The sequence below is a fragment of the Asanoa siamensis genome, assembly GCF_016862555.1.
Classification (GTDB): domain Bacteria; phylum Actinomycetota; class Actinomycetes; order Mycobacteriales; family Micromonosporaceae; genus Asanoa; species Asanoa siamensis.
Genome location: NZ_BONE01000145.1, coordinates 1 through 9,301, shown reverse-complemented (window position 1 = coordinate 9,301; position 9,301 = coordinate 1). Strand labels below are relative to the sequence as shown.

Genomic DNA, 9,301 nt, shown 5'->3' with positions numbered 1-9,301 from the left:
AGCCCCGGCCGGTGCTCGACCCCGCGAAGCTGCGCGAGTTGCAGGCGCGCAACCGCCGCGTCTTCGTGCACCACGCGATCGCGGAGTACGTCGTCCGCCTCGTGCTGGCCACCCGGGAACCGGCCCGGTTCGGCCTCGTCGAGGTGGCCCGGCACCTGGCGTACGGCGCGAGCCCACGCGCGACGCTCGGCCTGGTCGCCGCCGCCCGGGGGCTGGCCCTGCTGCGGGGCCGCGACTACGTGGTGCCCGACGACGTGCGAGAGCTGGCCACCGAGGTGATCGCGCACCGGCTGGTGCTCTCGTTCGACGCGGTCGCCGACGGCGTGTCCGCGGAGTCCGTCGTGGACAAGCTCGTCGACGTCGTACCGCCGCCCCACCTCGCGGCCGGTCCCGACGCGGAGCTTCGGGGACTGGCGGCGGCATGACCCACCGGGCGGCCGGCACGACCGTGCGGCAGCTCGCGCCGGAGGAGCGGCTGCGCCGGCTGGAGCTGCTCGTCACGCGGCGCCTCGACGGGATGCTGCAGGGGCAGTATCTCGGCCTGCTGCCCGGCCCGGGCTCGGAGTTCGCGGGCTCGCGGGAGTACCGGCCCGGTGAGGACGAGGTCCGCTGGATGGACTGGGCGGTCACCGCCCGCACCAACGTGCCGCACGTCCGCGAGGTGGACGCGGACCGCGAACTGACGACCTGGGTGCTGGTTGACGGCTCGGCGAGCATGGACTTCGGCACCGCGGAGGTCGAGAAGCGGGAGCTGGCGGTGGCCGCGGTGGCGGCGGTCGGCTTCCTCACCGCGGGCGCCGGCAACCGGCTCGGGGCGCACGTGCTGCGCCAGGACGGGGTCCGCCGGGTGCCCGCCCGCACGGGCCGGGTGCACCTCCAGGCGGTGCTGCGCGACCTGCTGGACGCGGAGCGGGAGCCGGCCGGCGCGGAGCCCGTCGGGCTGGGCACCGCCATCGAGGGCCTCCAGCGCACGGCGATCCACAGGGGACTCGCCGTCGTCGTCTCCGACTTCCTCGACGAGGGCGAGTGGGAAGGGCCCCTCAAGCGACTGGGTGCCCGCCACCAGGTGCTCGCCGTCGAGGTGACCGACCCCCGCGAGCTGGAGCTGCCGGACGTCGGCCTGATCACCCTCGTCGACCCGGAGACGGGCCGGCGCCGCGAGGTCTCGACGGGCAACCGCAAGCTGCGCGAGCGGTACGCCGCGGCGGCGCGCGAGCAGCGCCGGGCGGTGGCCGACGCGCTGCGCCGCAGCGGGGCCGACCACCTTCCACTGCGGACGGACCGGGACTGGGTCGCCGACATCGTGCGCCACGTGCTGAGCCAGCGCCGGCGGGCGGCCGCGGCGCCGGCCCGCCGCCCGCCCGCGGGAGGTGGCCGGTGAACAGCACGCCCGACGTCGCCTTCCTCAACCCGGGCCGGCTCTGGCTGCTGGTCGGCGTGGCCGCCCTGACGATCGCCTACGTCGTGCTGCAGCGCCGGCGCAGCCGGTACGCGGTGCGGTTCACCAACCTGCGCCTGCTCGACAAGGTGGCGCCCAGTCGCCCCGCCTGGCGCCGGCACGTACCCGCCGGGCTCTTCCTGGCCATGCTGGCGCTGCTCGTGGTCGGCTTCGCCCGGCCCACCGACGAGGTCCAGGTCGCCAAGGAGCGCGCGACCGTGATGGTCGCGGTGGACGTGTCGGCCTCCATGCTCGCCACCGACGTGCCGCCGGACCGGCTGCGCGCGGCCAAGGACGCCGCCCGGGAGTTCGCCGACGAGTTGCCCCGCCACTTCAACGTGGGCCTCGTCGCGTTCGCCGGCAACGCCACGGTGGTGGTGCCCCCGAACACCGACCGGGACGTCTTCAAGGCGGGCGTCGACCGGCTCTCCGAGACCACCGCCGGGCTCGGCGGCACCGCGATCGGCGAGGCGATCACCACGTCGCTGGACGCCATCCGGAGCATCGACGCCCGCGCCGACAAGGACCCGCCGCCGGCCCGGATCGTGCTGCTCTCCGACGGCGCCAACACCTCCGGGCGCGATCCGGACGAGGCGGCCAACGAGGCCGACACCGCCGGCGTGCCGGTGGACACGATCTCCTTCGGCACCACGGCCGGCGAGATAGCGCGCCGGGGCGGGGTGGCGATGTCGGTGCCGGTCGACGGCGACACGCTGCGCGGCGTGGCCGAGAAGACCGAGGGCACCTACCACGAGGCAGGCTCCAAAGAGGAGCTTCGCGCGGTGTACGCGGACATCGGCACCTCGGTCGGCTACGTCAAGGAGCGGGCCGACGTCTCCGCGCGCTACATCGGCGTGGCGCTGATCGTCGCCATGCTGGCCGCGCTCGCGTCGATGCTCTGGTTCTCGAGGATTCCGTGAGGAGGGGGCAATGACGACGACCCCGACGACTCCGACCCCACCCGGGCTCGGCGAGCCGCGCGGTCCCGAGTACGTCTCGCCCGACCTCGACCTGCTCGACGGCCGCGGCGGTGGGCCGCCCGGATCCGGGAAGCGGCGGGGCTTCTCGACGGCGGGCTGGCGCAAGGCCGCGCTGACGGGCGCCGCGGTGGTGGTGGTCTCCGCCCTCTCCGGCGGCCTGGCCGGCGGTCTGGTGGCCCGGGAGGAGGGCGGCACGGGCGCCCAGCCGACGCCGACGCCGAGCGCGGCGGGTGGCGTGCCGGGCACGATGATCGCGGCGGCCAACAACACGCTCGCGGGCGTGGTCTCGGTGGAGGTGCGGGCCGCCGACGGCAGCGCGTCGGCCGGGTCGGGCTTCGCGATCGACGGCAACCAGAACATCGTCACCAACGACCACACGCTCGGCAGCGGCGAACCACGCGCGGTCTACGTGGAGACGCCGTCCGGGCGGCGGATACCGGCCACATTGGTCGGTCGGGACCCCGACCGTGACATCGCGGTGCTGCGCGTGCCGCCGGCGACCGGGCTGCGCCCGCTGCCGCTGGCCAAGACCGGCACCACGCAGGTGGGCGAGCCGGTGATCGCGGTCGGCACCCCGCTGGGCCTCTCCGGCACGGTGACCGCGGGCATCGTCAGCGCGCTGGACCGTGAGGTGAAGCTGCCCAAGGGCCGGCGCCAGACGGCGATCCAGACCGACGCCTCGATCAACCCCGGCAACTCCGGTGGCCCGCTCGTGAACGGGCGCGGTGAGGTGGTCGGGGTCAACACCGCCATCGCCTCGCTGGAGGGCGGCGGCTCGATCGGGATCGGGTTCGCGATCCCGATCGAGCAGGCCTCCCAGGCGGCCGACCGGATCATCGCGGGCGGCGGCTAGGTCTGATCCACCGGATCGGACCTAGGGGTTCAGCCGATCGTCGAGCCAGGCCGCGCGGTCGGCGCGGGCGGTGGCGTCGAGCTCGTGGCCCGCGTCGGGGTAGAGGCGGTAGTCCTTGGGCCGCTCCGCGAGCGAGACGAGCGTGCGCCGGGTCGAGTCGGGCACGAAGAAGTCGGGCTCGGCGTACTGGAACAGCACGGGCACGCCCCGCCGCTGGGTGACGAACCGGATCGGGTCGACCGGCTCGAAGAGCTTCTCGTAAGCGATCGTGGCGTCGCCGCCGAGGCCGAGGAAGAAGGTCGCGAACCAGTTGCTGAAGGTGGCGTCCACGTTCATCGCCACCACCGCGCTGATCCGCTCGCGGTCGGCGGAGGCGAGCAGCAGCCCGTACATGCCGCCGTAGTCGTGGCCGACGACGGCGACCCGGGAGCGGTCGACGCCGGGGCGGGTGGTCAGCAGGTCGAGCCCGACGCGCAGGCGGACCGTCTGGGCCACCACGTTGGCGACGTCCCGGCGGTCACCGACCACGTCCACCGACCAGGGGAAGGTCAGGTCGGGCAGGAGCGCGACGGTGCCCTGCCGGGCCCGCTCGACGGCCTCGTCGAGGAACTCCAGGCGGCTGCTGGTCGGGTTGGGTGGCTCGAACCAGTGCAGGTAGAGCACGGCCGGGTAGTGGCCCCGCCGGGCCGGCTCGACCAGGTAGGCGCGCACGGGCTCACCGGCGCGCCCGGTGTAGGTGATGTCGCGGACCAGCACGCCGCCGCGGTCCTCCACGCCGTGCTGGGTGACGGAGACGGGGCCCCGCTTGTAGGCGAACGGCTCGGTGTCGCCCGCGGTGGCCGCTGAACCGGTCAACACGACGGCCGCGACAAGCCCGGTGGCGGACAGGGTGCGAAGGGAGCGCATGGTCCTCCTAACGAGCGTGATGTCAAATACACGTTAGAACGGTACGGCGGCCGCGTTTAACAGGTCAAGGCCCCTAGACTCGTTAGAGTGTTGAGCGTCGAACTGCGGCCGGCCCGGCCCGTCGCGCACGCCCTCGGCGGCCGGCTGTCGCTGGCCCTGGTCAACAGCGTTCTGTGGCGGCGCTCCGCCGACCCGATCGAGCGGATCGGCGACTACCACGCGCTGGCCGGCTACCTGCGCGACGCGGGCGGCCTCGACGACGCGGCCCTGGCGGCTCTTGAGGCCGAGGCGACCGCGAGCCCGCCCGCCGCGCGCACGGCCCTGGAGCGGGCGCTGACGCTGCGCGAGGCGCTGTTCCGGCTCTTCTCGGCGGTCGCGGCGGGCACCGAGCCCGACGGCGCCGACGTCGCGGCGCTGGACCGGGTCTTCCGCGCGGGCCTGCGCCAGGTCCGGCTGTCCGTCGGTGACGGCCGCGGGTTCCGTCCGGCGTGGACGGGGCTGGACGTGCCGGCCTGGGAGGCCGCCGCCGACGCGGTCGCCGTGCTCGGCACGCCGGACGCGCCGCCGCTGCGGCAGTGCCCGGGGGAGACCTGCGGCTGGCTCTTCGTCGACGAGAGCCGCAACCACAGTAGACAGTGGTGCGACAGCCGGATGTGCGGCAACCGGGCCCGGGCCCGCCGCCACTACCAGAAGCAGCGCGCCGCCGGTTAGAGCTTGTCGATCGCCGCGACGAGGCGGGCGCGCAAGGGTGCGGCGCGGTCCGCGAAGGCGCGCTGGGCCGTGGCGTACTCGGCCCGGCCGGCCGGCGACTCGATGCGCACCGGCTCGTAGCCCAGCGCCGCGAGGTCGTACGGGCTGGCCCGCATGTCCAGGGTGCGGATGTCGCGGGCGAGGGCGAAGCAGTCGGCGACGAGCTCGCCGGGCACCAGCGGCGAGAGCTTGTAGGCCCACTTGTAGAGGTCCATGTTGGCGTGCAGGCAGCCCGGCTGCTCCAGCTCGTGCTGGCGCTCCCGGGTCGGCGTGAGCACGTTGAGCGGCCGGGCGGGCGCGGTGAAGAAGCGGAAGGCGTCGAAATGGCTGCACCGCACGCCGCGCTCCTCGACCACGGCCGCGGTCCGGGCGGGGGAGAGCCGCAGCGGCCATGAGTCGTGCCGGACCTCCGCCTGGGTCTGCCGGTAGACCATCGCCCACTCGTGCATGCCGAAGCAGCCGAGCTGGGCGGGGCGGGTCGCGGTGCTGGCGAGCAGGGTGCGGATCCAGGCGATGGAGTCGGCGCGCCGCGCGCGTACCGCCGCGGTGTCGACGGTGACCCCCGCGGGCCCGGCGGTGTAGTCGCGGCCCATCTCCTCGAGCGTGGCCCCGGCCAGGACGACGCCGGCGCCCGGATGCCAGCGGCGCAGCTGCGCGGGCCGGTGGGAGTAGTAGGTGAAGAGGAAGTCCTCGACCGGATGGCGGCCCCCGGCCCGGCGGCGCTGGAGATGCGGCCCGACCCACCCGTCGACCCGCCGCTCGTGGGCGGCCCGCCGGGCGACCCATTCGGGGCGCTCCAGAACCGTCATCAGCCCAGCGTAGCCAGCGGTGGCGCCGCGCCCTCCGTGCCCGCGGCGCCACCGGTGGCGTGCGGTGGTCAGCCGCCCAGGGCCGACCGGATCTTGTTGATCATCGCGGTCTCGTTGGAGCTGACACCGCCCTGCGCCTTCGCGACCTGGTCGCAGGCGCTCATGATCGTGTTGCGGAAGTTCTGCTGGTCCTGCGGGTTCTTCGACAGGATCTGCATCGACTGCTGCAGCATCGACATGACGTTGTTCTCCATGTCGGCCGCAGAGCCCTTGGGCATCTTCGGCATGCCGCCGCCACCGCCCTTGAAGATGTCCTGCATCTCGGGGGATGCGCTGCGGAGCGCCTTGGAGCCCGCGAACATCTCCTTGATCGTGCCCATGATTCCGGGATCGGACTTCGAGACGAGCATCATCGCGCCCATCGCCGAGTTGCGCATGGTGTCGCGCTCCTGGTCGGTGTAGCGCATGGTTTTGTCAGTCATGCCCAGATCCTGGCGTGGCCGGATGCCCTCGGGTGCGGAAACCGAGCAAGGTCTATAGGCCGGCCTTCCGGCCGAGCCCGCCGTACCATCCCGCCGGCGTCCGCGGTGTCCGTGGCGCCGCCGGATGCCAGCGGTCGACCGCCACCAGGCCCGGGCCGACCAGCTCGAACCGGCCGAAGATCGCGCCGATCTCGGCCCGGCTGCGCGGGCGCAGGGCGATCCCGGCGTCGGCGTAGAGCCGCCCGACCCGGGCCGCCCGGTCGGGGGATTCGTCGGCGCTGCCGTGGGTGACGGCCAGATAGCTGCCGGGCGCGACGTGGTCGTAGATCACCGCGGCCCCGGCCGCGGGCTCCTCCACGTCGGGGACGAGGTGGTAGACGGCCAACGCCAGCACCGCGACCGGCCGGGCGAAGTCGATGTAGTGCCGCACGTCGCGGTGGCGCAGCACGAGCTCCGGGTCGCGCAGGTCGGCCTGGACGACGGTGGCGTCGGGGTTGCCGACCACCGCGACCCGGTGGTGCAGCACCGCCAGCGGGTCGGTGTCGACGTAGACGACCCGGCTGCCGCGGGCCAGCGCGTGGGTGTCGCACCCGGTGGGCAGGCCGGCACCCAGGTCGACGAACTGGCGGACGCCCAGGTCGACGAGATGGCGCACGACCCGGCCCAGGAAGGCCCGGTTGGCCCGGGCCGCCAGCGGCACCTCGGGGCAGGCCGCGGTGACGGCGTCGGCGAGCCTCCGGTCGGCCGCGCAGGCCCGGTCGCCGCCCAGGTGGTAGTCCCACATGCGGGCCACATTGGGTTGCTCGTCACGCACCGCCGACCTCCCCGTCGCCCGCTTAGCATGCCAAGGCCGGCGCCGGGGATGGGGACAGGCTGTGCGACGGCTAGATTTGGGACGTGCGTATCGCTTTGTTCGCCCATTCCAACGGGCAGTCCTTCGGCGTGGTCGAGGGTGAGTCCGGCGCGGGGCCCGACGCGCTGACCGTCGCCGAGATCGAGGGCCTCCCCTTCGGCGAGATCAAGTTCACCAACCGCCGCTGGGCGCTCGCCGACGTCCGCCTCCTGCCGCCGATGCTGCCCCGCAAGGTCATCGCGGTGGGCCGCAACTACGTCGAGCACGCCTCGGAGCTCGGCAACGAGGTGCCCAAGGAGCCGCTGCTCTTCCTCAAGCCGCCGTCGTCCGTGATCGGGCCCGGCGACGCGATCGAGCTGCCGATCCAGTCGAAGCGGGTCGAGCACGAGGCCGAGCTGGCCGTGGTGATCGGCGTGCAGGGCGCCCGCCGCGTCGACCGGGCCGGCGCGCAGCGCGCGATCTTCGGCTACACCTGCGCCAACGACGTGACGGCGCGGGACCTCCAACGCAGCGACGGCCAGTGGACCCGGGCCAAGGGTTTTGACACCTTCTGCCCGATCGGCCCGTGGATCGAGACGGACCTCGACGTCAGCAACCTGGAGGTGCGCTGCGAGGTCGGCCGCCCGCCGGAGGAGCTCGAGGTCCGCCAGCTCGGCAACACCCGCGACATGGTCTTCGACATCCCGACGATCGTGTCGTACGTCTCCCACGTGATGACCCTGGGCCCGGGCGACATCATCCTCACCGGCACGCCGGCGGGGGTCAGCGAGATCCTCGCCGGCGAGACTGTGTCCGTCCGGATCGAGGGCATCGGCGAGCTGGTCAACCCGGTCCGAGCCATCGACTGAGATCGAACAGGGGGTGGTGGATTTGGCGGCCGCCACCCCCTCCGGTAAAGTTCTCACTCGGCGCTTACAGCGCCATTGGGGTATGGGGTAATTGGCAGCCCAACTGATTCTGGTTCAGTTAGTCTAGGTTCGAGTCCTGGTACCCCAGCAACGATGCCGAGATGGCAGCGGTGTTGGACTCTGGTAGAGTTCGGCTCCGTCGCCACCGCGACATCGGAAGTCCTGGCCCCGTCGTCTAGCGGCCTAGGACGCCGCCCTCTCAAGGCGGTAGCGTGGGTTCGAATCCCATCGGGGCTACACAGGAGCACCCCTCGAGGAGACTCGGGGGGTTTGCTTTATTTGCAGGTCAGAATCTTTGGGCTTTCCCGGGTCCGTGGTGGTCCGGACCGTCGCTCCCGCCGGACACCGCTCCGCTGCGCTCCGCTGCCAGGCACGCGGCGGGTCACCCATCTGTCCACTGTGGGTGATTGGCCGACCGCCGTCCGTCAGCGGCGGACCATTCGCTGGAGGCCTGGAGGCCTGGAGGCCTGGAGGCCTGGAGGCCTGGAGGCCTGGAGGCCTGGAGGCCTGGAGGCCTGGAGCCGGCCCAGCCAAGGCGACAACCTTTGGGTCGCGCCGCCGAGGATGAGGCGCAGAGGCCGGAAGGCTGCAGGGCTAGAGGGCCTACAGGGCCAGACCGTCTAAGGGCCAGACCGTCTAAGGCCGGACGGCCGAACGGCAGACGGCCCAGAGGGCGCGACGGACGGTCTAGCGTCCCAGCGGCGGAGCAAGAGGCCTCGCGGGCTACTGGCCCAGAGGGCGAGGCCCAACGGGCCCAGCAACGGAGGCCCCGACGGTCCGGACGCCCAGGCATCGGGCCGAAGGCCCGGGACCCCGACGGGCTCGGGCCTATGAATGGAGGACGGGAGGCCAACCGGTGGCGTCCCTCCACCGCCGCCTCGTCCAGCGCAGCACGTTCGCCGTCACCGCCACCTCGGCGGAGGCCAGCAATGCCGCAAGGGAATTGCGGGCGTCGGCGTTGCCCGCCAGCACCACCGGCACCGGCCACCGCCCGCGCGCGCAAGCCACCGCGCTAAGCCCGGAGGCCTGGCGGCCCAGCGGGCCAGGCCGACAGGGCTGGAGGCCCGGTGCCCCCCGACTGCCTGCAGGACCAGATAGCCCGGGGCGCCGACGGCCTAGGCGGTCAGAGACCCCGCCGCAGCGGGCATAGACCCCGCGGGACAGACGCTTGGAGAGCCACCGAAGGCCAAAGGAAGATAGCCCGGAGCGGCTGTCTAGGTCCCCGGAAGGCGCGGGCCGGAAGGCTTGACGGCCGGGGGTTAGGGGCCCTGCGTGGCGTCGCGGGGAGCTGGCGGGGCAGTGGGCCGAAGGTACAAGGGTCC

The 9,301-nt window shown here is 73.4% G+C and carries 10 protein-coding genes and 2 tRNA genes; 8 read left to right on the top strand and 4 right to left on the bottom strand.

The genetic code is table 11. The annotated features are described in order from the left end of the window. The 4 genes from Asi02nite_RS40085 to Asi02nite_RS40070 form a co-directional block, all read left to right on the top strand. Positions 1-425, top strand: a 425-nt coding sequence (locus Asi02nite_RS40085; protein ID WP_239127686.1) for an AAA family ATPase, incomplete at its 5' end; no start/stop codon positions are given. Beyond that, on the top strand, positions 422-1,381 hold the full coding sequence (locus tag Asi02nite_RS40080; protein WP_203719283.1) for a DUF58 domain-containing protein: 960 nt from the start codon (positions 422-424) through the stop codon (positions 1,379-1,381). The genes Asi02nite_RS40085 and Asi02nite_RS40080, both read left to right, overlap by 4 nt. Next, positions 1,378-2,358 carry a VWA domain-containing protein gene (locus Asi02nite_RS40075; RefSeq protein WP_203719282.1) on the top strand — a complete coding sequence of 327 codons (981 nt, stop codon included), beginning with the start codon at positions 1,378-1,380 and terminating at the stop codon, positions 2,356-2,358. The genes Asi02nite_RS40080 and Asi02nite_RS40075 overlap by 4 nt, the downstream gene beginning before the upstream one ends. A gap of 10 nt (positions 2,359-2,368) precedes the next feature. After that, complete coding sequence (locus Asi02nite_RS40070; RefSeq protein ID WP_203719281.1) at positions 2,369-3,271, top strand: S1C family serine protease; 903 nt, start codon at positions 2,369-2,371, stop codon at positions 3,269-3,271. A gap of 21 nt (positions 3,272-3,292) precedes the next feature. Here Asi02nite_RS40070 and Asi02nite_RS40065 read toward each other — a convergent pair whose 3' ends face one another. Next, positions 3,293-4,177 carry an alpha/beta hydrolase family protein gene (locus tag Asi02nite_RS40065; RefSeq protein ID WP_203719280.1) on the bottom strand — a complete coding sequence of 295 codons (885 nt, stop codon included), beginning with the start codon at positions 4,175-4,177 and terminating at the stop codon, positions 3,293-3,295. An 87-nt stretch (positions 4,178-4,264) separates the two neighbouring features. Between Asi02nite_RS40065 and Asi02nite_RS40060 the strand changes: the two genes are divergently transcribed. After that, on the top strand, positions 4,265-4,888 hold the full coding sequence (locus Asi02nite_RS40060; RefSeq protein ID WP_203719279.1) for a CGNR zinc finger domain-containing protein: 624 nt from the start codon (positions 4,265-4,267) through the stop codon (positions 4,886-4,888). On the opposite strand, the gene Asi02nite_RS40055 is transcribed toward Asi02nite_RS40060, so the two are convergent. From Asi02nite_RS40055 to Asi02nite_RS40045, 3 genes are all read right to left on the bottom strand, one after another. Continuing rightward, positions 4,885-5,736: a 3-methyladenine DNA glycosylase gene (locus Asi02nite_RS40055; protein WP_203719278.1), complete on the bottom strand. Its 852-nt coding sequence runs from the start codon at positions 5,734-5,736 to the stop codon at positions 4,885-4,887. The genes Asi02nite_RS40060 and Asi02nite_RS40055 overlap by 4 nt on opposite strands. A 68-nt stretch (positions 5,737-5,804) precedes the next feature. Then, a complete protein-coding gene (locus Asi02nite_RS40050) occupies positions 5,805-6,218 on the bottom strand; it encodes a hypothetical protein (protein WP_203719277.1) in 414 nt (137 codons plus the stop codon). Positions 6,219-6,270: 52 nt separating this feature from the next. Continuing rightward, a complete protein-coding gene (locus tag Asi02nite_RS40045) occupies positions 6,271-7,032 on the bottom strand; it encodes an SAM-dependent methyltransferase (protein ID WP_203719276.1) in 762 nt (253 codons plus the stop codon). Between the two features lie 83 nt (positions 7,033-7,115). Here Asi02nite_RS40045 and Asi02nite_RS40040 point away from each other — a divergent pair, with 83 nt between their 5' ends. The 3 genes from Asi02nite_RS40040 to Asi02nite_RS40030 all read left to right on the top strand — a co-directional run bounded on the left by Asi02nite_RS40040 (position 7,116) and on the right by Asi02nite_RS40030 (position 8,216). Further along, positions 7,116-7,919 (top strand): fumarylacetoacetate hydrolase family protein, encoded by an 804-nt coding sequence (locus Asi02nite_RS40040; RefSeq protein WP_203719275.1) that lies wholly within the window; start codon positions 7,116-7,118, stop codon positions 7,917-7,919. A gap of 76 nt (positions 7,920-7,995) precedes the next feature. Then, positions 7,996-8,067: transfer RNA gene (locus Asi02nite_RS40035), tRNA-Gln, on the top strand. Positions 8,068-8,143: 76 nt separating this feature from the next. Next, positions 8,144-8,216: transfer RNA gene (locus Asi02nite_RS40030), tRNA-Glu, on the top strand. Positions 8,217-9,301 lie beyond the last annotated feature (1,085 nt).

What these genes read in the sequence shown, in the direction of transcription:
- Asi02nite_RS40080 (WP_203719283.1), top strand. Translation starts at nt 422, where the DNA reads ATGACCCACCGGGCGGCCGGCACGACCGTGCGGCAGCTCGCGCCGGAG.
- Asi02nite_RS40070 (WP_203719281.1), top strand. Translation starts at nt 2,369, where the DNA reads ATGACGACGACCCCGACGACTCCGACCCCACCCGGGCTCGGCGAGCCG.
- Asi02nite_RS40065 (WP_203719280.1), bottom strand. Translation starts at nt 4,177, where the DNA reads ATGCGCTCCCTTCGCACCCTGTCCGCCACCGGGCTTGTCGCGGCCGTC.
- Asi02nite_RS40055 (WP_203719278.1), bottom strand. Translation starts at nt 5,736, where the DNA reads ATGACGGTTCTGGAGCGCCCCGAATGGGTCGCCCGGCGGGCCGCCCAC.
- Asi02nite_RS40050 (WP_203719277.1), bottom strand. Translation starts at nt 6,218, where the DNA reads ATGACTGACAAAACCATGCGCTACACCGACCAGGAGCGCGACACCATG.